Here is a 25,463-nt window from a genome sequence, read left to right on the forward strand (position 1 = left end):
TGTTGTTCGCTTGACGATGCGCGCGAAAAGCGCATGCGCGGTACAATCGTTCAACTACATGCCCGGCGGAATGGTAACGGTCGCCGGGCGTCTATATGAAAGGGGCATCCATGCCAACTGAGAATCGTTCCACCATGGAACCGGCTCGCGCCGCCGACTTCGGCGCAGATTCCTTCGTCTTCACCTCCGAGTCGGTCACTGAGGGTCACCCCGACAAAATCGCGGACCAGATCTCCGACGCCATTCTCGACGCCATCCTCGCGAAGGAGGCCGAGCTCGAGGCTAAGGGCTATATCGCACCCAGCGGCCAGCCGGCCAAGCTCGAGAACGTCCGCTGCGCATGCGAGACCTTCGTCACCACCGGCACCGTGATCGTTGCCGGCGAGATCCGCACGGAGGCCTACATCGATGTGCAGAATATCGCGCGCGAGGTCGTTCGTCGCATCGGGTACGACCGTGCCAAGTTCGGCTTCGACTGCGACACCTGCGGCGTGCTTAACCTTATCCACGAGCAGAGCCCCGATATCGCGCAGGGCGTGGACGAGTCCTTCGACGCCCAGGCCGGCCGCACCACCGACCCGCTCGACCTCATCGGCGCGGGTGACCAGGGTATGATGTTCGGCTACGCGTCCAACGAGACGCCTACGCTCATGCCGATGCCGCATTATCTGTCCAGCCGCCTGGCGGAGCGCCTCGCCGCGGTGCGCCACGACGGCACGCTGCCGTATCTGCGCCCCGACGGCAAGACCCAGGTCACCGTTCGCTACGAAGGCGGGCGCCCCGTCGCGGTGGAGACCATCGTCATCTCCACGCAGCATGCACCCGAGATCGAGGACATGTCCGTCATCGAGGCCGACATGCGCGAGCACGTGATCGCACCCGTCATGGAGGCCGCGGGCATCCCGTGGGAGGGTGCGACCCTCTACGTGAACCCCACTGGCCGCTTCGTGGTGGGCGGCCCCATGGGCGACACCGGCCTCACCGGCCGCAAGATCATCGTCGATACCTACGGCGGCATGGGCCGCCACGGTGGCGGTGCGTTCAGCGGTAAGGATTGCACCAAGGTCGACCGCTCCGCCGCGTACGCCGCGCGTTGGGTTGCCAAAAACGTGGTTGCCGCGGGTCTCGCCGACCGCTGCGAGATCGAGCTCGCCTACGCCATCGGCGTGAGTTACCCGCTGTCCATCATGGTTGATACGTTCGGCACGGGTGCGGTCGACGAAGTCACCATCACCGAGGCCGTCAAGCACGTGTTCGATCTGCGTCCTGGCGCGATCATCCGCGACCTGGACCTGCGTCGTCCCATCTACGAGAAGACGGCCGCCTACGGCCACTTCGGTCGCGAGGACGAGGACTTCACCTGGGAGTGCACCGACCGCGTGGCAGAGCTCCGCGCCGCGTGCGGGCTGGCCGAGTAGCGGTTTTCGCATGGCGGGCCAGGAATCGCTCTTTCCCGAATTGAATACGGCCGATCAGGGGGCGTCTGCGCAAGCGGGCGCCCTTCGCCCCCTAGGAGGGGCCGTACCCGGTGGAGACGTGGCGCGGGCGGCCTCGGAGCCCGTGTTGGGCTATGTCTCCGTGGTGATCGACATCCCGGCACGAGCGCTGTCCGAGCCCTTCGCCTACGCAGTGCCTTCCGCGCTGGATGGTGGCTGCCGGGTGGGCACCACGGTGCTCGTGCCGTTTGGGCGCCGCGTTGAGGCGGGGTATGTGGTTGCGCGCGCGGGCACCCTGGGGGAGCTCCCGGGCGCGGAGGGCCTCGACCCCGCGCGCATCAAGCCGGTTCGTGACGTCGTTGCCGCTCCGGCGTTCTCCACCGCCTCCGCCGAGCTCGCGTTTTGGATGAGCCGCGAATACGTGGCGCCGCTCTCCGAGTGCCTGCGCCTGCTGCTGCCCCCGGGTGGCGCCGGCAAGGTCGTGCGTCAGGAGGACGGATCGTATGCGTATGAACCGCCGGCGGTGACGCCCGTCACGGCCCGCTGGGTGAGCCTCACCGAGGAGGGGCGTTCGTTCGAGCCGGCGGAGCGCGCCGTGCGTCAGCGCCAGCTCATCGAGGCGCTCTCCTGCGGACCCGTCACTACGCGTGAACTCAATCTCATGAACGGCGACCTGTCCGCCACGATCCGCGCGCTCGAGAAGCGCGGTGTGGTGACGGTGGAGGAGCGCCGCAGCTGGCGCGGGTGCGAGGGCTCGACCACGCTGTCTTCCGCGAACGCCGCGGCGCCCAAAGAGCTCACGGCGGGGCAGCGAAGTGCCCTCAACGCGATCGCGCGCGCGACCGAGACCGCATCCGGCGATGTGGTCCTGGTGGACGGCGTCACCGGTTCGGGTAAGACCGAGGTCTACCTCGCCGCCATCGAGCGCGTCCTCGCCCAGGGCTGCTCCGCCTGCGTGCTCGTGCCTGAGATCTCGCTCACGGCCCAGACCGTGGGCCGCTTCCGATCACGTTTCGGCGACGCGGTCGCGGTGTTCCACTCGCGCCTCTCTGCGGGAGAGCGCTTGGATCAATGGGACATGGTGCGCTCCGGTGCCGCCCGTGTGGTGGTGGGCGCGCGTTCGGCGCTCTTCTGCCCGCTTGCCGACCTCGGACTCATCGTCATCGACGAGGAGCACGAGCAGAGCTACAAGCAGGGGAGCAGCCCTCGTTACCATGCGCGCGAGGTTGCCGCCAAGTTGGCGCGGCTCCACGGGTGCGCCCTGGTGCTGGGGTCCGCCACGCCGTCGGCCGAGGCGCTTGCGCGATGCGAGGCGGGCACGTTCGGAGGCGCCCGCTGGACCCGGGTCGAGATGCCCGAGCGCCCCGGCACCGCGTGCCTGCCCGAGGTCATCGTTGCCGACCTGCGCCGCGAGTTCGCCTCCGGCAGCCGCTCCATCTTCTCAAAGCCTTTGCTCGACGCGCTCGATGAGGTTGTGGAGAAGCGCCAGAAGGCCGTGCTGCTCCACAACCGCCGTGGGTTCGCGAGCTTCCTCATGTGCCGTGAGTGCGGGTGCGTTCCCACGTGCAAGCACTGCTCCACGGCGCTCACCTATCATGAGCGCACGCACACGCTCGAGTGCCATACCTGCGGTTCCTCCTATCGCGTGCGGCCATACCCCGAGTACGGCAGCGCCTGTCCCAAATGTGGGAGCCGCTACCTCGCCAAAATGGGGCTGGGCACCCAGCAGGTCGAGGACGCCCTGCGCGCGCTGCTGCCCGGGGATGTGGCGGTAATCCGCATGGACGCCGATTCCACGCGCACCAAGGGCGCGCATCAAAAGCTACTTGAGCAGTTCGATGCAGCCGAATGCGCGGTGCTGCTCGGCACGCAGATGATCGCCAAGGGCCTGGACTTTCCCGAGGTGACGCTCGTGGGTGTGATCAATGCCGACTACGCCCTCAAGATGCCCGACTTCCGCGCGGGGGAGCGCGCGTTCGACCTCCTCGAGCAGGTCGCGGGTCGCGCCGGTCGCGGTGAGGACCCGGGTCGCGTGATCATCCAGACCTACCTGCCCGACGAACCCGTTATCCGTGCTGTCAAATTGCATAATCGGTCCTTGTTTACCGAGCATGACCTGGGCATGCGTCGTGAGGCCCTGTATCCGCCGTACGTGCGGCTCGCCAACGTGCTGGTGTGGGGAAGGGAGGAATGCGCCACTCGTGGCCTGGTCGTGCGTATCGCGGAGGAGCTCCGCGCCGAGTTCGGATTGGACGAGGCTCCCATGTTGCACCCGGCGGTCGAGATCGGCAGCGCCAACGGAGAGTTTTCGTCTCGCGAGCTATTGGGTCGTCCGCAGATCTTGGGACCCACACCGTGTGTGATCGAGCGGGCCAAGGACCGGTATCGTTTCCATATCATCGTCAAGGCGCCGCTTGGCTGTGATTTGTCCGGAGCCCTGAGCGCATCGGTCTCGCGCGCCGGCACGCGTCCCGGTGTGAGCATCGCCGTCGACGTCGATGCCTACGACCTTATGTAGTGGGTCTCAATTGGGGACAGGTGCAAATTGAGACGTACGCGCCGGTGGAGATGCTTCGTGCGCACATATCGCCCATCACCTCGCAAGGCAATGCGGGTACTATAGAACACGGTGAATACGTGCGGGTTTGAGCCCGCGTACGAAAGGAAGACCATGGAGATCAACGGTATCGTGCTGTCGCCGGACCCGCGTCTGCGCCAGGAGTGCGCCGAGGTCGAGGAAATCAACTCCGACCTGCGCGCCCTCGTGGAGCGCATGAAGGTCCAGATGTTCGAGAACGGCGGCTGCGGCCTGGCCGCCCCGCAGGTGGGCGAGGCCATCCAGCTCGCCATCGTGGACACCGAGTATACCTCCGAGAAGGATTACGACCCCTACGTCCTCATCAATCCGGTGATCGTGGAGCAGTCCGACAACCTCGTGCCTTACAACGAGGGCTGCCTGTCCATCCCGGGCATTAATTGCGAGATCAGCCGCCCCGATCACGTGGTGGTCGAGGCCTACAACCTCGAGGGCGAGTGCATTCGCTACGAGGCCGCCGGCGACCTGTTCTGTGTGTGCCTTCAGCACGAGATCGATCATCTGCACGGCAAGACGATGTTCGAGCGTTTGCTTCCCAAGCAGCGCATGCATGCTATGAAGCAGTATCAAGAGGCGCTTGCTCGTGGCGCAAAGCCGGGCGAGACGGAGTAGCCATGCGCATCGTCTTTATGGGTACGCCCGCCTTCGCCGTGCCAACGCTTCGGAAGCTCGCCGCCGCCCACGATGTCGCCTTGGTGCTCACGCGTCCGGACGCCGTGCGCTCGCGCGGCAAGAAGCTCGAGCCGTCGCCGGTCAAGGAGGCCGCGCTCGGGCTTGGCTTGCCCGTGATGGAGGCCAACCGCATGACGCCCGAGGTGCTCGACGCCCTGCGCGCCGTCGAGGCCGAAATCTTCTGCGTCGCCGCCTACGGCTGCATCTTGCCCGATGAGGTGCTCACCATGGCGCCTCTGGGCTGCGTGAACGTTCACGCCTCGCTGCTTCCGCGTTGGCGCGGTGCGGCTCCTATCCAGCGTTCCATCCTGGAGGGTGATGCCGAGACCGGCGTGTCCATTATGCGTATCGGCCACGGCGTGGACACGGGCGCGTATTGCGCTCAGGCGAGCTGCCCGGTCCTGGGCAAGTCCTCCGATGAGCTGACGGCCGAGTTGGCCGAGCTCGGTGGCGATCTGCTGGTTCGCACACTGCCCGCCATTGCGGACGGATCGGCCGTCTGGATCGAGCAGGATGAGTCGCTCGTGACGCATGCCGCAAAGATCGCCAAGGCGGAGCTGCGCCTCGATCCCACTGTGAGCGCCCAGAGTAACGAGCGTCGTGTGCTGGCATCCTCCGATGCGGCACCCGCACGCTGCATCGTCGCCGGTAAGCCGGTGCGCATCATGCGCGCCGCCGTCGCGAGCCACGCGCCCTGCCTGACAGGAGGCGTGTGTTTCATGAGCGATAAGCGCTTATTGCTTGCATGTGCCGACGGCGTTCTCGAGGTCACCTCCATCAAGCCCGACGGCAAGCGCGAAATGGACGCTGCGTCTTTCTGCGCGGGCATACGAGAGGAGACCGCCGGGTGGGGCAAACTCGCCTAGGCGGTTTTCGGAGTGTGCTAAAAAAGGAGGGCGTGCCCCAATGGCGCGCGAAATTGAAGCAGCTGGGAACGTACCCCAATTGCACCATTGGGGCTGGAGATAAGGAGGAGAGATGGCACGGCTGTCACCGGCGCGACGCGTTGCACTGACCGTGTTGAGCGAAGCCGAGCGAACGGGTCGTTACGCCCGCGAGCTTCTGCCGCATGCCGCCGAGTCCGCGGCACTCGACCCTCGCGACGCCGCGTTCGCTTTGCGCCTTGCTTTGGGGGCAACGGCCACCGCCGGTTGTCTTGACGATGCCCTTGCCCCTCATATCGCGAAACCAAAAGCGCTCGAGCCTTCTGTCCGCATGGCCCTGCGCATCGCCGTCTTCGAGTCCCTGTATCTCCAAACCGCGCCTGAGGTCGTGGTGAGTCAGGGCGTCGAGCTCGTTCGGAGCGTCTCGCGCGGAGCCGCCGCATTTGCCAACGCCGTGTTGAGGCGCGTGTGCGAAAACCGCCTCTCTTTTCTGCACGCCGAGGACGTTGCCGGGGGTCATCGCGAGATGGTTGCCCATGCGCGCCGCGCCGGACTGCCCGTCTGGCTCGTACGCAGGATCGTGGACTCTCTGGGTGAAGTTGGCGCGCAGGATTTGCTGGATGCCCAGCTTGAGCCCGCGCCCATATCCGTACACCTGAACCCGCTGCGCACCGATGTCGTGGCTGAAGCGCTAGAGGATGACGGTGCCAGCGCGTTGGGCCTTCCTGGTGCCATGCGCGTCGGCCGCGTGAGCGCGCTTGTTCGTTCCGGTGCCTTTGACCGGGGCGATCTCGTGGCCTCTGACTACCATGCGCAGCTGATCGCAGCCGTTGCCACCCGCGAGGGTACATCTTTGGAGATCGGCGCGGGGCGCGGCACTAAGACCTTCATGATGATGGCTCATGCCAAGCGACGCGACTTGGACCACGAACACCTCGCGCTCGATTTATACGAGGGTAAATGCAAGGCGAACTCCCAGCGCGTGGATCGATCCGGCCTAGGCGAGATAAGTTTTGTCGCCGGCGATGCGACCGATTTGGATGCCTGTTTGGCCGTGTTGGACAAAGAGTATCGCCATGCTGTTAGATTCGACACCGTGTTCGTCGACGCGCCGTGCTCGGGTACCGGCACCATGCGGCGCCATGGCGAGATTCCCTGGCGCCTCACGCCGCAGGAGTGTGATCGCAACCTGCCCAAGCTGCAGCTCGCCATGCTCCGCGCCGCCGCAGACCGCGTGGCGCCCCACGGGGAGCTTATCTACGCCACTTGCTCGGTGCTGCGGGCCGAGAACATCGGGGTCGTGACCGCGTTTTTGACTTCACCGCAAGGGGAGGACTTTGTGCCCATCTCGGTGTCCGATGCCCTGCGCGACGCGGGAGGTGCGTACGCAGCGGCAGCGCACGATCTCGCCGTATGCGAAAATGCTGACGGGCTATTCCAGAGCCATCCCACTCGCGATGGATTCGATGGCCACTTCTGTGCGCGCTTCGTCCGGAAGTAGCCCCGGCAACCTCAATTACGTACCTGTGCTTAAGTGAGGTCAACTTTTGCGTCTTGCCTTACGCGTGCGGGCAATTCTCGCAGGCGCAGCCGGAGGAGCTGGGTTCTGGAGCGCTCGTTGCCGGGGTTGCCGAGCCTCCGTTGCGTTGGTCGGTGTTGTAGAAGCCCGACCCTTCGAACTTGATGCCGCTTGCGCTGAAGACCTTGTCGGCCATGCCGCCGCATGCGGGGCAGGCGACCGCGGGATGTTCGGTCATGCCGTGCTCAACCTCGAATACATTGCCACATGCGCTGCAGCGATAGTCGTAACGTGCCATTATTCTCACCCAAATCTCTCAAAGGCGCCCGCCGGTTTAAGCCTGGCGGGCGCAAAACGTGTACGCGGGATACTTTACCCCATCATGCCCACGATGTCCGAGTCTGCAGTTCAAGACATCCATAAATCGCACGTGCACGATATGCCAAAGGAGGACCGAGGCGCATACCAGCGACGTGAAGAGCGTGCCGAGGGCGGGCTCAAGATACCCCCCTGGCAAAACGCGCATCCGAAGCGGCGCGATGCAGGATCACCCGGCAAAGCGCCCCGTCTCGTTCATGACGATGGCCATGGGTTGCTCGTTTTCTACGAGGTCCGCCTCATCTGCCTGCCAGCTCCAGTTTCCTTCGGCGGTGCCGGGCACGTTCATGCGCGCCTCATCGCCCAGCCGCAACACGTCCTGGAGCTGCATCATCACCACGTCGGCATTGCTGCCGAGTGCTTGGTTCAAGATCTCGGTGGCGATGTAACGTGAGCCTTCCACGCTGCCGTCCGAGCAGAACGAGCGTCGGCAGAAGCCCACGAGGGTCGAGGTGTCGTGCGTGGAGATGTAGAGCGTCTTCTCCTTGTGCGGGTGGATGCCCTCACGCACGTCGTAGTCGGCGAACTCGAGCACGTCCATCCCGGGGAAACCCGTGCTCGCCAGAAGGCCGCGCACACCGGGCGTGAGGATGCCCAAATCCTCGGCAATGAGCGGCAACGGCCCCATTTCCTCGTAAGCGCGCTCGAACAGGTCGATGCCGGGACCGGGCATCCACTGGCCGTCTACACCGGTTCCGCCGGCGGGGATGGCAAAATAATTATGGAAGCCCACGAAGTGGTCAAGACGAACACGGTCATATAGCTTGAAGCTGCGGCGCAGGCGCGCGAGCCACCATACATAGCCGTCGGCCTTCATGTCGTCCCAGCGGTAGGTTGGGTTGCCCCATACCTGCCCGGTGGCGGAGAAGCGGTCGGGCGGAACACCGGCGATCTCGTAGGGCATGCCGTCCTTGCCCAGGCTGAACATATCGGGTTCGCTCCAGGCGTCGGCTGAGTCGTCGGCCACGTACATGGGGATATCGCCGATGATCTGGATGCCGTGATCGTTGGCATATGCGCGCATTTCGGTCCACTCGCGCTCGAACCGGAATTGCGCGAAGGCGTGGAAGCGGGCGCGATCGGAGAAACGCTGATCGGCGAAGATGAAAACGTTATAGCGCCTCAGCTCGGCCGGCCATGTGTGCCATGAGGTACCACCCAGCGCATCTTTAACGGCCATAAAGGCACAGTACGGGTCGAGCCAGCTTTCGTTCTCCAAGGCGAATTCGAAGAACTCCCTGCTCGTGAATCCGCCTTGAGATTTGAACTGCTTGTAGGCATGGGTGAGTTCGGCAGCGGTCTCCTCAAGCAGGTTCGCGTTGCCCGCGAAGGCGGAGGGACCGGCGTAAGGCGAACCAAAAGCATCGGTGGGATTCACCGGTAGAACCTGCCAATAACGCATGCCCATGGCAGAGAGGTGATCGATGAAGCGTCGCGCGGGGGCACCCAGCGTGCCGGAACGGCCGCCTGTGTTGGGAATCGAGGTGATGTGCGCCACTACGCCGGCGCCGCGGTCGAGTGGCTTTTGCAAGCGTTCAGTTCGGTGCGCGTACACCAAGGCGCTGCCGAGCGGCCACAAGCGCACTTCGGCGCAGCCGTCTTGTCCGCGCTCGAGGTCCGCGCCCGAGATGAGGTCCACGGCGGCGTCGTTCTCTACCGGAACGCGCACCGAGCGCGTATTGGAAAGGCTACGGTTGATGAGTAGCGAGACCACCTGGCCGTCGGCACCGCGGCGTTTCACGCACAGCACGTCATCGTTGAAGGCGAAACTCTCGAGCGTGCCGTCGATCAAAAACGGCAGTGCACGTCGCAGTATCGAAGTGTTGCGCACCATGGTGAGCATGTCGCGATCGCGCGCATCCTCGGGCGTGGGCAGCGTGCGGCGGTTGCCGGGGTCGGAGAGGCCCTCAAGGCCGTATTCGTCGCCGTAGTAGATGGAGGGGACGCCGGGAAACGTCATTTGCATGAGCGTGGCAAGCCAGAAACGCCCCTTGGCGAGGCCCATCGAGTTCTCGTCTAAGCGGAAGCGTCCGCGCTCCTCCTCGGGCAATTGAGACTCGTCGGGGCCGCCGCCCAGCACGGAGGCGATGCGCGGCTTGTCGTGGCTGCCGAGCAGGTTGAGGCAGCAGGAGAGCGCCTCGGGCGGGTAGTTCTCGCGGAGGGTCTCTAGACGCTCGGCGCATTGATGCGCGGTCTCGCCTCCCACAAGGAAGCCAAGGATGGCGTCGCGCAGTGGGTAGTTCATGGCCGAGTCGAGCTCATCGCCCAGCAAGTAGCGGCGCAACTCACTGTAGCTCACCTTGTTCGAGGCGTCCTCCCACACCTCGCCCAGCAGCAGGCCATCGGGGCGCTCTTCGAGCACTGCGCTCTTAATCTCTGCGATGAGTTCATCGGACAGTTCATCGGCAACGTCGAGGCGCCAGCCGCGCGCGCCGGCGCGCAGCCATGTGCGAATCACGCCGTCCTTGCCGAGCAAGAGATTGCGCACGTGTTCGGATTTCTCGTTGAGGGCGGGCATATTATCGATGCCCCACCATGAGTCGTATGTGCCATCCTCGTGCCAGCAGTAGGCGTCGCGCCAGGGCGAATCCTTGCTTTGCCACGCGCCCGTGCCGGGGTAGTTTCCAAAACGGTTGAAGTAGATGGAATCGTCGCCCGTGTGGTTGAACACGCCATCGAGGATAAGCGAGATGCCCATGGCCGCAGCGTCTTCGGCAAGGCGGCGGAAGTCCTCCTTTGTGCCGAGCATCGGGTCGATGTTGAGGTAGTCGCCCGTGTCGTAGCGGTGGTTGCTCAGCGCCTCGAATATCGGGTTGAGGTAGATGGCAGTAATGCCCATGCCCTTGAGGCGCGGCAAGTCTTCCCTGATGCCTTCAAGGGAGCCGCCGTAAAAGTCCCAGCTGCGAATCGACTTGTCCTCATTGCGGTCATAGACGGGAGGCTCCTCCCAGCGTTCGACCAGATGCTTGCCAGGTCCTTTGCGCGGTTTGGCAACGACTGCCTGCGCGCGCCCGCGCCACTTGGCGTCGCGGCGGTAGCGATCGGGGAAGATCTGATATACCATGCCCCGTTCGTACCACGAGGGGCGGTGCTCACGGTGCTTGTATACGGTGATTTGGAAGGACGGAACGTCATTGCGGTCGGTGTACATCACGCCTTGACCACCCGTTGAACCATCGCGGGCGCCCACGCGCACCTGGGCGCCATCGGAGGTGGTGACGATGAAGCTGTACCAGATGAGGCACGGCTCATGGCAGGGAATATCGGCGACGAGCGTGTTGTTGTCGCCGAGAGTCATGGGGATGAGCGCTTCGCCTCGGCCATCGACCCAGGTGCGGACTTCACCCTTGAGGAAGCTCGCATCTGCCTCCTCGACGCTGAGGGAGATGTGGACGGTCGTACCGACGCAAACGGCACCGAAGGGAACGCGGTGCTCTGAGCGGCGGGAGTTGTGAATCAGCTTCATGAGGGTAACCGTTGGGGATTCGGGAATAATGCGCGTACATTATACAGGTAGGAGGGGTCGTCTGGAATTGCGAGCGGCGCGGTCGGCGTGTACCGTATGCAGGACTAGGGGCAACGGATGGAGGTGCTGCGGCGCCGGTGAAAACCGCGATTGGAACAATCGTGCGAGGACGATAACAGCAGCGAGCCGGATGAGAATCCGGCTCGCTTGCCCATGGAGTTGTAAGGGTGCGCCTTGAGGTTACTTCTTGCTCCCGCGGCGCGTCGCCTTGGGAACGGTCTTCATGGCGGGTTTAGCGACGGGTTTGGCCGTGGTGGCAGCTGCAGCGGGTTTGGTCGCAGCAGTGGTTGTTGCCGGCTTGGCGGTGGTTGCCTTAGTCACAGTGGCGGCTGCAGTGGACGTGGTAGTGGCAGGCTTGGCCGCAGGGGCTGCCGCAGCCGACTTGGCCGCCGTCTTGGTCGCAGCGACCTTTGGGGCCGCGGATGTGGTGGCGCTGGCCTTCGAGGTGGCGTGCTTTGCTGCTGTCGCCTTTGTCGAAGCGGTCTCGGGGGTTGCTGCCTTCGTCTTGGCAGTCTTGGCAGCTGCTGCTTTGGCGACAGGTGCCTTCGTTTCGGCCGTCTTGGTGCTTGCCGTCGTCTTTGCAGCGGCGGTCGCCTTGGCAGTCGGGGTCTTGGTCGCCGGTGCCTTTGCGGGGGTGGTCGTCTTGGCGGCGGCGCTCGCTTTGCCAGCAGCGGCCTTGGTCGTCGTGGTCTTCTTGGTCGCTGTGGACTTGGTCGTGGCGGTCTTGGACGCGGCCGGCTTAGCGGCGGCCTTGCGCGTGGTGGCTTTCTCCGCCGGAGCGGGTTTCTCGGCAGACTCCTTCTTCAGTTCCGTCTTGGGTTCAGCATCGGTCTCGACGGCTGGGGAGAGCTCCTGCTTGGGCTTTTCGACAACTTCGGACTGTGGCTGCGGCACCGGGATCTCGGGATGCAGGTTGTGATAGAGGGCGATGTAGGCGTCGGCGGAGCGTTTCCAACTAAAGTCCGCCTTCATGGCGTTTTCGACCAAGCCGTTGAAGGCATCACGGTTATCCCAGAACAGGCGGGCGGCGCGGAAGACGGTGTCAGCCATTTCGTCACCGTTGAAGTGGGTAAACGAGAAGCCGGTGCCCTCCCCGGTGTACTGGTTGTACGGGATGACCGTGTCTTTGAGGCCACCCGTCTCGCGCACGATGGGAAGCGTGCCGTAGCGCATGGCGATCATCTGCGATAAGCCACAGGGCTCGAACAGCGACGGCATGAGGAAGAGGTCGGCTCCGGCGTACATGCGCTGCGAGAGCGCGGGGTCGAATTGGATGCGCGCCGCCATAGTGCCGGGGTACTTGCCCTCAAAATAGCGCAGGGCGTTCTCGTACTCGGTGTCGCCGGTGCCCAGAACCGCGACCTGGACGCCGCCAGAGAGGACACGATCGAGAGCGTAGGTTACGAGGTCCATGCCCTTCTGGCGCGTGAGACGCGTGACCATGACCATGAGCGGACGGTCGTCGCGTACCTCAAGGCCGAGCTCCTGCTGCAGGCGTGCCTTGCACTCCGCCTTGCCGGCACGGTCCTGAACGGAGTAGTTCGCGGCGATGCGCGGATCGGTCGTGGGATCGAAGGCGGTGGTGTCGATACCGTTGACAATGCCCTGCAGGATGGGGGCGCGGCGGCGCAGGATGCCGTCGAGGTGCTCGCCGAAATCAGGAGTCTTGATCTCCTCGGCGTAGGTGGGGGAGACCGTGGTGATGGCGTCGGTGTAGTTGAGCGCACCCTGCATGTAGTTGACCGCGTCCGGCCCGCAGGTGAGCTGGAAGGCGGCGGCGGGGATGTGTGCGAGGCCGAGGATGTCGTTCAGGACCTTGGCGCTGTACTGGCCCTGGAAAGCGATATTGTGGATGGAGAAGACGGTCTTTACGTTCTGGTACAGGGGCAGCGCCTGGTAGAACTCGCGCAGGAACACGGGAGCCATGGCGGTATGCCAGTCGTTGCAGTGCAGCACGTCGCAGGTGAAGTTGTCGAGTGTGTGCGGAAGGTATTGCAGCGCCTCGACGATCGCCTTGGAGAAGTAGGCAAAGCGCTCTCCGTCGTCAAAGAAGCCGTAGGGGTAGCCGCGGCTGAAATAGCGCTCGTTGTCGACGAACAAGTAGTCGACGCCTTCATGGTTGAGGCGTTCGAGGCCACAGTACTCGTTGCGCCATCCCAAGGGCACGTAGAAATCGCACAGGTGCTCCATGCGGTCCTTGTATTCCTGGGCGATCGTGTCGTACTTGGGGACGAAGACGACGACGTCGGCGCCGGCGGCCTTGAGGGCATGGGGCAGGGAGCCCGCGACATCGCCTAGACCGCCCGTCTTCACGAAGGGCGCGGCCTCGGCGCTGGCGAAGGCGATGTGCAGCTTGGATGGGGTGGTATCGGACATGGGGTAACCAATCTCCTTGATGTGTGCTGGCGCGGGGTCAAAGGCGCCTGTGCGGATACGCCGCCCGGGGGTGAATCCTCAAGGCGGCGTATCCATGGTAGCGCTTCTGTGCGCATTGCGCGTGTTGCGCGTTTTGCGGGGTTGTTAATTTACGAGTGCGACCTTGGGAACCACCAGGACGTTGTCGGGCGTGCCGGTTATGACGGTACCCGCCTCGATGACGTTGTTCTTGTCCACGATCGCGTTCTCCACGCGGGCGCCGCGTTTGATGACGCAACCCTGCATGATGATCGAGTTGGCCACGTAGGCACCACTCTCCACCACGACGTCGCGGGAGAGGGTGGAGCCACGCACGGTGCCGTCGATGCGACAACCGGCGGAGATGAAGGAGTTCGTGGCGTTTGATTCGGAGCTGTACTTTGCCGGCGGGGTGTCGTGTGCCTTGGTCATGACCGGACGGCTGTGGGTGAACAACTGGTGCATGACGTCGGGGTTGAGCATCTCCATGCTGCGACGGTAGTACGTCTCCTCGTTGAACATGCCGACGGCGAGGCCCTTGAACTCATAGGTGCACACGTCGATACGGCCGAAGTCCGGACGGATGGCGTCGAACAGGTCGAGGTAGTCGAGCGTCTCATACTCCTCGCAGATCTGCAGCAGCAGGTCGCGGTTGATGATGAAGCAGTCGAGGAACTCGTTCTCGTCGTAGGCGCAGCCAGAGCCGAGGTCGGTCACGCGGCCGTTGTCGTCGATATCTAGCTTCATGACATCACCGATCTGGCGATCCGCCTTCTTATAGATCATGGTCACGCCCGAGCCGCTACGCTCATGAGCGTCGATGACATCGGAGAGATCCATGTTGAAGACGATGTTCGTGGCACTCATGACCACATAGGGCTCGGAGGCACGCTGGAACAGCATCTTGTTGGTGTTGATGTCGCGCAGAAGGAAGCGAATGCCCTTCTTTGCGGTGCCGTAGGCGCTGCCCTGCAGCAGGAACAAGCCGCCTTTCTTGCGATCGAGCTCCCACTCGCGACCGCTTCCAAGGTGGTCGACGAGGCTGCGGTAGTTGCCGGGCAACACGACGCCCACGGTGCGGATGCCCGCGTTCATCATGTTGGAGAGCGGGAAGTCGATAAGACGATAGCGGCCCATGAACGGGACGGATGCGAGCGGGCGGCTCTCGAGCAGGGCGCTGTGCTGCTTGCTTGTATAGTTGGCAGTGATATAGCCGATGGCCTTACGGTTGATCATCGGATCATTCCCCCCTTCCGATGACGACGTCGTTTCCAACGACGGCGGTGTCCTTAGTCATGTCGACGCTTCCGAGCTTGACGCCCTCTTCCACGATGGCGTTCTCGCCCAAGATGGCACGCACCACATGTGCTCCGTCCTTCACGACGGCGCCGGGCAGCAGCACCGAGTCTTCGACGATGGCGCGCTCGCCGACGATGCAGTCGGTGGAAAGGATCGAGTGGCGCGCGGTGCCGTAGACGCGGCATCCGTTCGAAACGAGGCAGTCGTCCACGCGGCCGTCGGGGCCGATGAAGTGCGGCGGACGAGTGGAGTCGTTGCTCATGACCGGGAAGGTCTTGTCGAATAGGTCGAACTCGGGGTTCTCGCCCAGCAGGTCCATCGAGGTCTCGTGGAAGCTCGCGATCGTGCCGACGTCTTTCCAGAATCCGTGGAACTCATAGGTGTACAGGCGCTTGCCTTCGCCGAGCAGCTTCGGGATGATGTCGTTACCAAAGTCATGGCTGGAGCGCTGATCGACGGCGTCCTCCTCGAGGGCCTTCATCAGAACGTCCGCCGAGAAGATGTAGATGCCCATGGAGGCGAGGTTCGAGTCGGGCACCTCGGGCTTCTCAGTGAACTTCTCGATGCGCCCATCGTCCGGGTTGGCGGTGATGATGCCGAAGCGACTGGCCTCCTCCCACGGGACGGGCTTGACCGAGACGGTGAGGTCGGCGCCATGCTCGATATGGCTCTCGAGCATCTTGCGGTAGTCCATGCGATACAGGTGGTCGCCTGAGAGGATAAGCACGTACTTGGGGTCATGGCCTTTGATGTAGTCGAGGTTCTGCGTGATCGCGTCTGCTGTTCCCGCGTACCACGCACCGCCGTCCTGGGTGGCGTAAGGGGGCAGGATTGAAACGCCCGCTCCATGTTCCGCCAGATCCCACGCGCGGCCGGACCCCACATACTGATGCAGCTGATAGGGGCGATACTGCGTGAGGACACCGACGGTGTCGATGCCAGAGTTGGCGCAGTTCGACAAAGAGAAGTCGATAATGCGGAACTTGCCACCGAAGCTGACGGCGGGCTTGGCGATCTTCGAGGTGAGCGCCATCAACCTGCTGCCCTGTCCTCCTGCGAGGAGCATCGCGATGCATTCTTTGCTTGCCATCAATTTCTCCCTTAAAGTCCGATGGGATGTATAGATGTCTAAGCGGGAAATCGGGACCGGTGGCAGCTTTCCCGTGCTCGCCGCCACCGTTGCATTCCTGGAATTCCGGCTGCGTTCCGGTGCGACCTACCTCCTTTACGCGTGCCAGATCTCGTCGCGATACTCGCGAATGGTGCGATCGGACGAGAACCAGCCGGACATCGCAGTATTGTGCAGGGCTCTCCTGTTCCAATCCTGCGCATTGGGATACGTAGCGGTGAGGGCCTCCCAAGTATCCACGTAGGAGTGGAAATCCTTGAGGACCAGGTCGTAGTCGTTGTTGAGCATGACCTCGTGGTGGATACTCTCGAAGTTGCCGGAAAGGGCGGCAAAGGTGCCATCGGTGAGCTCCTCGATGATGCGTCCCAGTCGAGTGCGATCGGAATTCACGATATCCCAGGCGAAATACTGGCCACTCGCGCGAAGCTCGTCGACCTCGGGTGTGGTGAGTCCAAAGATCGCCTCGTTCTCTCGACCAGCGAGGTCGACGATCTCGATATTGGCGCCGTCCATGGTCCCGAGGGTGATGGCACCGTTCATCATGAGCTTCATGTTCGAGGTGCCCGAGGCCTCCTTGCCCGCAGTGGAAATCTGCTCGGAGATCTCGGCGGCAGGGTAGATCAACTGAGCGTTGGATACACGGAAGTTGGGGATGAAGCAGACCTTCATGATGTCGTTGACGCGGGGATCGTTGTTCACCACGTTGGCGACCCCGTTGATGAGGCGGATGACCTCCTTGGCGAAGGTGTAGCTCGACGCCGCCTTACCGGAGAAGATGAAGGTGGTGGGTTGGATCTTGAAATTGGGATCCGCCAGACGGCGGTTATAGAGATCCATCACCTTCATGATGTTCAACAGCTGGCGCTTGTATGCATGGAAGCGCTTGACCTGGACATCGAAGATGGTGTTCGGGTCAATGACGAGCCCGCACTCGCGTTTGACGTACTCCGCGAGACGAATCTTGTTCGCGCGCTTGGAGGCGCCGACGCGCTCGAGGAAGGAGGCATCACCTTCGAAGTCGGTGAGCTTTTCAAGTTCGGAGGCGTCATCGAGCCAGGCATCGCCGATCGCCTCGCTGACGAGTTTCGCGTAGGTGGGGTTTGCTTCGGCGAAGAAGCGGCGGTGGCAGATACCATTGGTCTTGTTGTTGAATATCGCGGGCTTGAGGGCGGCAAAATCCTTGAGCGTGCTCGCCTTGAGGATATCGGTGTGGATCTTCGCCACGCCGTTGACCGAGTGGCTGCAGATGACCGAAAGGTTGGCCATACGCACCTCTCCGTCCCACAGGACGGCGGTGGCACGCAGGCGCTCTGCGCTTTCAGGCTGAGACATGTCAAAACCTTCGCGCCAACGACGATTGATCTCATCGATGATCTGGTAGACGCGCGGCAGTAGAACGGAGAACGTGGAGATGGGCCACTTTTCAAGTGCCTCGGGAAGGATCGTGTGGTTGGTGTAGGACACCGTGCTGGTCACGATATCCCATGCCTCATCCCAGCTGAGGCCCTTTTCATCCATGAGGATGCGCATGAGTTCGGGGCCGCACATGGCGGGGTGCGTGTCGTTGGTGTGGATGGCGACGTAGCGGGGCAGTTCATCCCAAGCGTCACCATGCTCGCGCTCAAAGGTGTCGAGAAGCGTGCGGATACCAGCCGCGACAAACAGGTACTCCTGCTTGAGGCGAAGTAGGCGGCCGTGCTCACCGGCATCATTGGGGTACAAAATGGCGGAAATTGCCTCGGCGTTGGCGCGGTCGCGGTCGGCACCCGTGTAATCGCCGGCGTTGAAGGCTTCAAGATCGAAGTGCACGTCGATGGGCTCTGCGCTCCAGCAGCGCAGTTTGTTCACCGTCTTTCCGCCGTAGCCGACGATCGGGATGTCGTAGGGGACGGCAAGGACGTCCTGGGTGTCCTCAACGGAATAGATCAGACGGTCACCTTCTTGACGAGAGACGACGTGCCCGCCAAAGCCGATGCGAACCGCCTTGTCAGGGCGCTTGACCTCCCATGGATAGCCCTTGGAGAGCCACTCATCGGCGACTTCCACCTGGCGTCCGTCAACGATCTCCTGCTTGAACAGGCCGTAGCGGTAGCGCATGCCGTTACCGTAGCCCGCGATGCCCTCGTGTGCCATGGAGTCGAGGAAGCAGGCGGCGAGACGGCCGAGGCCGCCGTTGCCGAGCGCCGGGTCGGGTTCCTGGCGCTCGATCTCATCGAGGTCGCCGCCCATGTCAGCGATCGCCTCGGCGACGAGGTCGCGGATGCCAAGGTTGAGCAGGTAGTTGTCGAGAAGGCGGCCGATGAGGAACTCGATCGAGAAATAATAGACGCGCTTCTTCCCCTCTATGCGATTGCGCTCGTCGGTCTGGGCGACGATGACGCGCGAATCGCCTGCGATCATCTTGGCGAGAGCGGTGAACCGGTCGATATCGCTCGTGTCCTCAAATTCCTTGCCAGAAAGAGCGCGCACATGCTGGCGATACTGCTCGGCGAATTCTTCTTTGCTTTGGTAGATCTTATCCATGGTTTCCTTTCGGGTTCGGGTTGGGTACGGGTATCCATTCCGCGCAGTCGACCCTGCGCGTGGAAGGCTATTCGCGTAGGCTTCTAGTCGGGTTATTTGATGATCTTCGCACGCGATGACGCCGGCTTTTTAGTTCCGCGTGTTTGTTTCTTTGTACTTTTGGACGTAACCTTTAGTGGTTTGGGTGGTTTGTAGGAAGAGGTGCGGCGGCGTCGGTACACCAATCCGGCAAGGCCGGGGACGCCGATCTCAATCGACGTGTCGCGCATGTTCCAGGGCTCGGGCTTGGACGATGCCATCTCGATGACCGGGAATCCGGAACCGCCGTATGCGGGGTCGTCGGTGTTGAACACGAGCTCCCAATCGCCTTCGCGCGGGGTGCCGACGCGATACGCCTCATAGGAGGCAGGGTCGAAATTGATGAGCACGAGCAGGTCGTCGGCGGGTTTGTCACCGTGGCGGACGAAGCTCACGATGGATTGATCCGAGTTGTCAGCATCGATCCATTCGAAGCCCTGCTCACTGTAGGCGTTCTGCCATAGGCCACGCTGCGACGTGTACAGGTGGTTGAGAGCCTCGATAAAGCGCTGCTGAGCGCCGTGAGTAGCGTCGAAGTCCTTAGCGAGGAACCATTCGATGGCCTCGTAGTAGCGCCATTCGATTTGTTGGCCGATCTCGTTGCCCATGAAGTTGAGCTTGGCACCGGGATGGGTCATCTGATAGAAGGCAAGCGTACGCAGGCCCGCGAAGCGGCGCCAGTCGTCACCAGGCATGCGGCCTATCAACGAACATTTTCCGTTTACCACTTCGTCGTGGGAAAGGGGCAGTACGAAGTTCTCGGAGAAGGCGTACATGATGGAGAACGTGAGCAGGCTGTGGTTTCCCGGACGCCAAGGGAAGTCGCACTGCATGTAGTGAAGGGTATCGTTCATCCACCCCATATCCCATTTGAGGTGGAATCCCAATCCGCCGTCTTCGGCGGGGTACGTGACGAGGGGCCATGCGGTGGACTCTTCGGCGATCATCATGACATCGGGGAACTCGCGTCCCACCGCGCAATTCACCTGGCGGATGAACGCCGATGCATCGAGGTCCTCTTCGGTGCCGTACTTGTTGAACTTCTTATCTGCAGGGTTGTCGACGCCGAAGTTGAGGTAGAGCATGCTCGAGACGCCATCCATGCGGATGCCGTCGACATGGAACTGTTCGATCCAGAACAGGACGTTCGACACGAGGAAACTGCGCACCTCGGGGCGGCCGAAATCGAACTTGTGGGTTCCCCAATTAGGGTGGACCTCACGTTCAAAGAGCATGTGGCCGTTAAACGTCGCAAGACCTTCGGCGTTTGCGCAGAAACCGCCCGGCACCCAATCAAGAATGACACCGATGCCCGCCTTGTGGCAGGCGTCGACGAAGTGCATCAGCTGTTGTGGTGTGCCGTAGCGTGAGGTGGCGGCATAGTACCCGGTGGCTTGATAACCCCATGAGCCGTCAAAGGGGTGCTCCATGAGGGGCATGACCTCGATATGCGTGTAGCCCATCTTGGAGACGTACGCTACAAGCTCATCGGAGAGGTCGTCATACGTGTAATAGGTGCCTCGTTGAGCGGGGAACGGATCGCCGGGACCAGGCCAGGTGCCATCTTCGCGAGGCTCTCCTTGAGGTTCGTTTCCGTGGCGCTTCCAACTGCCCAGATGCACCTCGTAGATGTTGAGGGGGCTCTTCATGATGTCGCGCTCCGAGCGGCGGCGCAGCCAAGTAGTGTCCTTCCAGGCGTAGCCGGAGATGTCCCAGAGCTTAGAAGCCGTTCCGGGGCAGGTTTCTGCAAGGAACCCGAAAGGGTCGGCCTTCCACAGGAGTTCGCCCTCGTCGGTCTCGATGGCATATTTGTAGAGGTCGCCGGGTTGGAGACCGGGAACGAAGACCTCCCAGATGTCGCTGTTGTCGGCGCGCGTGAGTGGCGTTGAAAGGGGATCCCAGCCATTGAAATCGCCCACGAGATGCACGCTTGCGACCTGCGGTGCCCATACGCGGAACAGCCAGCCTTCCACGCCATCCTGGATATCCCTGTGCGCACCCATTTTCTCCCAAGCGCGTTGCCACGTACCGTTCGAGAAGAGAAAAATGTCGTCGCTCGTGAGCATGAGGGAGGGTCGGTCGTCCTTGGTGCGCGAGGGGCGTGCCTTGTTGGTGGCATTGGATTTGGTTTTCGAGGGTGTCGATGTTGCAGCCATCTGAACCTCTCCATCGTATATGCGGCGTTCTGCCGTGGACCAACGAAAACGTCTCGGGCTCTCGGCATACGCAAATCTGTAGGTGAGGACGCAGATGGCTCTGCGTTCGTCCACATACTGCGGCGTATGTGGAACCATCGACATTCTTACCGTACCACTTGCTCATCATAAAGTGGACAAAAATACCGTCACTGGCGCGATTCGACCTCTGGATGAAACAGGTAAAATCTTCCTTGACAGACGCCGTAAGAGCGTTAAGGAAATGATGGGTTGCATAATATGCCGTTTTGTCGCCCTTTGGGCGCCGTCGGTGGGGGTGTTCAATGGGAGTACGGTTTGCGTCGAAGGTCATTGATGACTTGTTTCCGTACACGCTGATTGTTGGCGGTTCTCCGGAGGCAACAGGGGCTGAAATGCTGACAAGTCTCGCGCAGTCATGCGCGCACGTCGTCGCTGTCGACCGTGGCCTCGATTCCCTCATCTCAGCTCATGTCCCCTGCGACCTGTTTTGCGGCGATGCCGACTCGGTGTCCTCGTTTGGACGAGATCAAGTACAGGCGGCTTTGTCAGGCGCGGAAAGCCTGGTTGGCGAAGTCGAACGGTATGACCCGTATAAGGACTATACCGACTTGTCCCTCGCCCTTCGCGCTGTGGAGTGTCGTTGGGGTTACGCCCCCATTCTCTGCACGTGCCTGTCTGGTGGCCGGACTGATCACGCGCTCGCGGCTCTTGGCTGTGTTGCCAGGTGGAAAGCGCCTATCGCTTGGATAGAAGACGCGTATTCCGCTCGCTTGCTCAAGGCGGGAGATTCTTGGGCTTTAGACGAATGCGAGGGCTCTACGTTTTCATTCGTGCCTCTGAGCCCCTCTGCGAGCGTCTCGGAAGAGGGGATGGAGTGGACACTGGACCATCGTCGTGTACAGCTCCTTGAGGATATTGGAATATCAAATGTTCTTCACGCAGGGGCTCGCATCATCTGCCACGAGGGCCTTATAGCCGCCTACCTCATCCGCTGACGTTGGATGACGTTTTTGGGTTGGTTCCGTCGACATCGACATAGGCAAAAGGGTCCCCGAGCAAGCTCGGAGACCCTTGGTTTGACGCTGTATGCGAAGGTGGTTGGGCTTTAGCCCTGGTAATCCACAACGTCGATCCAGCTCATGAGGAACTCGTCATTGACATCGGTGCGCTTGCGAGAGAGCTCGGCTGCGGCAACGATGGACATCCACTGGCGGACGACCTGCATGGGCACATCGGCGCGATCACAGTAGAGCTCGAGGTAGGCATCGGCCTGCTGCTTGTCGGTGAGCGCGAAGAGCAGGTAGGTCATAGCGGCATCGGCTGCAGGAGAGCCCTGGGTGGCATGGGCCCAGTCGCAGACATAGAGCTGACCGTCCTCAGCGACGATAACGTTGCTGGGATTGAAGTCGCCATGGCAGATCTGGAACTCCTTCTTCATGCCATCGAGACGCTCCATGAGGTTGTAGCGCGTGGTGGCGTTGATGTGGGGAAGGCCGTTGATCATGCGGGCGTACTTGTCGCGCTGGCGGTTGAGCAGCGGGGAGCGGTTGGCGTGGATCTCGACCTGAAGATCGACGAACTGCTCCAGATACTCGTAGAACTTGGAGGGCTCGGCGGCCATCTTGTCGGCAAGCGTGACACCGGGGACCTTCTTGGTGAGCAGCGCCCAACCGGTACCCTCGACCTCGGAAACTTCGAGAGGCTTGGGGGTGCGGATGCCAGACTCGGAGATGCGGGCGAGGTTCAAGGCCTCGTTGAACACATCGGATGCGGGCTTGTTGGCGTTGAACACCTTGGCGATCTTGTCGCCGAGGTCGTAGACCTTCTTGTTGGAGTGCTCGACGAGCACGGTCTTGGACTCGGGAAGAATCATGGCGCTACCGTCCTTTCTCATAGGTCTTGCACCATCGTAGAACGCCCGGGGCGCCGCTCGGCCGAGAATGGCGCGAGCGGCGTAAATCGGGCGGGTAACGGACGGGTCTACAGGACGGCGTAGTCCTGGGGCTCGCGACCGTAGAAGGCGTCAAGGTAGAGCTCCTTGATTTCGCTCATGAGCGGGTAGCGCGGGTTGGCGCCGGTGCACTGGTCGTTGAACGCCTGCTCGACCATATCGTCGAGGGTCTCGAGGAAGTAGGCCTCGTCGACGCCGTAGTCGGCGATGGTCTTCTTGACGCCGATGAAATCCTTGAGCTCCTCGAGCTTGGCAACGAAGTTTTCAAAGACCTCGGCATCGTCCTTGCCCTCGACGCCGCAGTAGCGGGCCATCTCGGCGTATGCTGCGAGCGCGTTGGGGTAGGGGTACTGGGAGAAGGTGCCCATCTTCACCGGGGACTCGGCGGCGTTGTAGCGCATGACGCGGGTCAGGATGACGGCGTTGGCGATGCCGTGGGGCAGGTGATGGAAGGCGCCGAGCTTGTGGGCCATGGAGTGGTTGAGGCCCAGGAAGGCGTTCGCGAAGGCCATGCCGGCCATGCAGGAAGCGTTGTGCATCTCCTCGCGGGCGTGCGGGTCCTTGGCACCGTTCTCGAAGCTGGAGGGCAGGTTCTCGAAGACGAGCTTGGCCGCCTTCATGGAGAGACCCTTGGTGTAGTCGGAGGCCATGATGGAGACGTAGGACTCGATGGCGTGAGTCATGACGTCGATGCCGGAAGCGGCAGTGAGGCCGCGGGGTGCGGTCATGGCGTTGTCGACGTCGACGATGGCCATGTTCGGCAGCAGCGCGTAGTCGGCGAGCGGCCACTTGATGCCGGTGTCCTTGTCGGTGATGATGGCGAACGGGGTGCACTCGGAGCCGGTGCCCGAGGAGGTCGGGATGGCGACGAAGTATGCCTTCTCGCCCATCTTGGGGAAGGTGAAGACGCGCTTGCGGATATCCATGAAGTCCATGGCCATATCCTCGAAGTTGCACTCGGGGTGCTCGTACATCATCCACATGATCTTGCCGGCGTCCATGGCGGAGCCGCCGCCGACGGCGATGATGACGTCCGGCTCGAAGAGCGCCATCTGGGCGGCACCACGGCGTGCGCACTGCAGGGACGGGTCGGGCTCGACGTCGTAGAAGCAGTCGTGGGCGATGCCCATCTCGTCGAGCTTGGCCTCGATGGCGCGGGTGTTGCCGTTCTTGAAGAGGAACTGGTCGGTGACGATGAAGGCGCGCTTCTTGCCCATCACGGTGCCGAGCTCGTCGAGCGCGACCGGCGTGGAGCCCTTCTTGAAGTACACCTTCTCGGGAGCACGGAACCACAGCATGTTCTCGCGGCGCTCTGCCACGGTCTTGACGTTCAGCAAGTGCTTCACCCCAACATTCTCGGAGACGGAGTTGCCACCCCAGGAGCCGCAGCCCAGCGTGAGGGACGGCTTCATGCCGAAGTTGTACAGGTCACCGATGCCGCCCTGGGAGGACGGGGTGTTGATGACGATGCGGCAGGCCTTCATGGTGTCCTCGAACAGGGCGATCTTCTCGGCCTGCGCAGGGTGCACGTAGAGGGAGGCTGTGTGGCCGGGGCCACCGGCGAGCACGAGGTGCTCGGCCTTGTCGACGGCCTCCTGGAAGGACTTGGCCTTGTACATGGCGAGGACGGGGGAGAGCTTCTCGTGAGAGAACTCCTCCTTCTCGGGGTCGGTGGAGGTGACCTCGGCGATCAGGATCTTGGTCTTGGCGGGAACCTCGATGCCGGCGAGCTCGGCGATCTTGGCGGCGGGCATGCCGGGGATGCGGTGGTCGAGCGCTCCGTTCTTGAACATGGCGCCACGCAGGGCCTCCATCTCGGCGCCCTTCTTGACGAAGTAGCAGCCGCGACGGGCGAACTCGTCCTTGACCTCCTTGTAGATGGACTCAAGAACGGTCACGGACTGCTCGGAAGCGCAGATCATGCCGTTGTCGAAGGTCTTGGAGTGAATGATGGAGTTGACGGCGAGCTTGATGTCGGCGGTGTCGTCGATGATGACGGGGGTGTTGCCGGCGCCGACGCCCAGGGCGGGCTTGCCGGAGGAGTAGGCGGCCTTCACCATACCGGGGCCACCGGTGGCCAGGATGATGTCGACATCGGCCATGACCTTATTGGTAAGGTCGATGGAGGGGACGTCGACCCAGCCGATGATGCCCTCGGGCGCGCCGGCCTTGACTGCGGCCTCCAGGACGAGCTTGGCTGCGGCGATGGTGCACTTGGCGGCCGCCGGGTGCGGGGAGATGATGATGGCGTTGCGGGTCTTCAGGCAGATAAGGCACTTGAAGATCGCGGTGGACGTGGGGTTGGTGGTGGGGATGACCGCACCCACGATGCCGATGGGCTCGGCAATCTTGGTGATGCCGTAGGCATCGTCACGCTCGATGACGCCGCAGGTCTTGGTGTCCTTGTACGCGTTGTAGATGTACTCGGCGGCGTAGTGGTTCTTGATGACCTTGTCCTCGAGAACACCGCGGCCAGTCTCCTCGACGGCCATCTTGGCCAGCGGGATGCGGGCCTTGTTGGCTGCCATCGCGGCCTCGTAGAAGATCTTGTCTACCTGCTCCTGGGAGTAGGTAGCAAAAATCCCCTGGGCCTCGCGCATAAGCTCGAGCTTGGCCTCAAGGGATTCGATCGAATCTACGACTTCGGGGGCGGCGGCAACGGTAGGTTTCTTCGCCATACTGCTCTCTCCTTTACGAGAAGCGGGTTTACCCAACGACTTGTACTGTAGCGTAATGAAGCGTTCCAATAACGTGAATGGTAGAAATTGAGCCGTAAACGGTCGAATGAAACGCTTCAATTGCGGTGGAAGACAAGATTTGTGGTGAGCACGTGTCAGAATTGTGATGAATGAAACGCTTCAAATAGTATGATGCACTTCACCATGTGCACGGAAGGTGCGA

At 62.2% G+C, this 25,463-nt stretch carries 15 protein-coding genes; 6 read left to right on the top strand and 9 right to left on the bottom strand.

From position 1 onward, the window contains the following. Nucleotides 1-110 precede the first annotated feature (110 nt). The 5 genes from metK (at nucleotide 111) to ACX9NZ_RS03705 (ending at nucleotide 7,089) form a co-directional block, all read left to right on the top strand. Entirely contained in the window at nucleotides 111-1,418 is a 1,308-nt protein-coding gene (gene metK, locus ACX9NZ_RS03685; protein ID WP_233546178.1) for a methionine adenosyltransferase, read from the top strand. 10 nt (nucleotides 1,419-1,428) lie between these two features. After that, the gene (gene priA, locus ACX9NZ_RS03690) at nucleotides 1,429-3,954 is read left to right on the top strand and encodes a replication restart helicase PriA (protein WP_407496412.1); all 2,526 of its coding nucleotides are present in this window, start codon (nucleotides 1,429-1,431) and stop codon (nucleotides 3,952-3,954) included. Nucleotides 3,955-4,107: 153 nt separating this feature from the next. Then, complete coding sequence (def, locus tag ACX9NZ_RS03695) at nucleotides 4,108-4,644, top strand: peptide deformylase (RefSeq protein ID WP_118653784.1); 537 nt, start codon at nucleotides 4,108-4,110, stop codon at nucleotides 4,642-4,644. 2 nt (nucleotides 4,645-4,646) lie between these two features. Then, nucleotides 4,647-5,570 (top strand): methionyl-tRNA formyltransferase, encoded by a 924-nt coding sequence (gene fmt / locus ACX9NZ_RS03700; protein ID WP_407496415.1) that lies wholly within the window; start codon nucleotides 4,647-4,649, stop codon nucleotides 5,568-5,570. 112 nt (nucleotides 5,571-5,682) lie between these two features. Continuing rightward, on the top strand, nucleotides 5,683-7,089 hold the full coding sequence (locus ACX9NZ_RS03705; RefSeq protein ID WP_407496417.1) for an RsmB/NOP family class I SAM-dependent RNA methyltransferase: 1,407 nt from the start codon (nucleotides 5,683-5,685) through the stop codon (nucleotides 7,087-7,089). Nucleotides 7,090-7,147: 58 nt separating this feature from the next. Here ACX9NZ_RS03705 and ACX9NZ_RS03710 read toward each other — a convergent pair whose 3' ends face one another. The 7 genes from ACX9NZ_RS03710 to glgB all read right to left on the bottom strand — a co-directional run bounded on the left by ACX9NZ_RS03710 (nucleotide 7,148) and on the right by glgB (nucleotide 20,500). Further along, nucleotides 7,148-7,405, bottom strand: a complete 258-nt coding sequence (locus ACX9NZ_RS03710) for an FmdB family zinc ribbon protein (RefSeq protein WP_302742591.1) — start codon at nucleotides 7,403-7,405, stop codon at nucleotides 7,148-7,150. Between the two features lie 249 nt (nucleotides 7,406-7,654). Beyond that, entirely contained in the window at nucleotides 7,655-10,951 is a 3,297-nt protein-coding gene (locus ACX9NZ_RS03715) for a 4-alpha-glucanotransferase (protein WP_407496419.1), read from the bottom strand. Between the two features lie 240 nt (nucleotides 10,952-11,191). Then, the gene (gene glgA, locus ACX9NZ_RS03720; RefSeq protein WP_407496421.1) at nucleotides 11,192-13,387 is read right to left on the bottom strand and encodes a glycogen synthase GlgA; all 2,196 of its coding nucleotides are present in this window, start codon (nucleotides 13,385-13,387) and stop codon (nucleotides 11,192-11,194) included. Nucleotides 13,388-13,531: 144 nt separating this feature from the next. Next, nucleotides 13,532-14,641, bottom strand: a complete 1,110-nt coding sequence (glgD, locus tag ACX9NZ_RS03725) for a glucose-1-phosphate adenylyltransferase subunit GlgD (RefSeq protein ID WP_407496423.1) — start codon at nucleotides 14,639-14,641, stop codon at nucleotides 13,532-13,534. 4 nt (nucleotides 14,642-14,645) lie between these two features. Then, nucleotides 14,646-15,794: a glucose-1-phosphate adenylyltransferase gene (locus ACX9NZ_RS03730; RefSeq protein WP_407496425.1), complete on the bottom strand. Its 1,149-nt coding sequence runs from the start codon at nucleotides 15,792-15,794 to the stop codon at nucleotides 14,646-14,648. A 135-nt stretch (nucleotides 15,795-15,929) separates the two neighbouring features. Beyond that, complete coding sequence (locus tag ACX9NZ_RS03735; RefSeq protein ID WP_407496427.1) at nucleotides 15,930-18,356, bottom strand: glycogen/starch/alpha-glucan phosphorylase; 2,427 nt, start codon at nucleotides 18,354-18,356, stop codon at nucleotides 15,930-15,932. Nucleotides 18,357-18,448: 92 nt separating this feature from the next. Next, the gene (glgB, locus tag ACX9NZ_RS03740) at nucleotides 18,449-20,500 is read right to left on the bottom strand and encodes a 1,4-alpha-glucan branching protein GlgB (RefSeq protein ID WP_317440067.1); all 2,052 of its coding nucleotides are present in this window, start codon (nucleotides 20,498-20,500) and stop codon (nucleotides 18,449-18,451) included. A gap of 503 nt (nucleotides 20,501-21,003) precedes the next feature. Here glgB and ACX9NZ_RS03745 point away from each other — a divergent pair. After that, on the top strand, nucleotides 21,004-21,606 hold the full coding sequence (locus tag ACX9NZ_RS03745; RefSeq protein WP_302742601.1) for a thiamine diphosphokinase: 603 nt from the start codon (nucleotides 21,004-21,006) through the stop codon (nucleotides 21,604-21,606). Nucleotides 21,607-21,716: 110 nt separating this feature from the next. Here the strand turns inward: ACX9NZ_RS03745 and ACX9NZ_RS03750 are convergent, their stop codons facing one another. Both ACX9NZ_RS03750 and adhE read right to left on the bottom strand, forming a co-directional pair. Next, nucleotides 21,717-22,484, bottom strand: coding sequence for a phosphotransferase family protein (locus ACX9NZ_RS03750; RefSeq protein WP_407496458.1), 768 nt, complete (start codon nucleotides 22,482-22,484; stop codon nucleotides 21,717-21,719). A 107-nt stretch (nucleotides 22,485-22,591) separates the two neighbouring features. Then, nucleotides 22,592-25,240, bottom strand: a complete 2,649-nt coding sequence (adhE, locus tag ACX9NZ_RS03755; RefSeq protein WP_407496430.1) for a bifunctional acetaldehyde-CoA/alcohol dehydrogenase — start codon at nucleotides 25,238-25,240, stop codon at nucleotides 22,592-22,594. Between the last annotated feature and the right edge of the window lie 223 nt (nucleotides 25,241-25,463).

The sequence above is a fragment of the Collinsella sp. BM28 genome, from assembly GCF_054551995.1.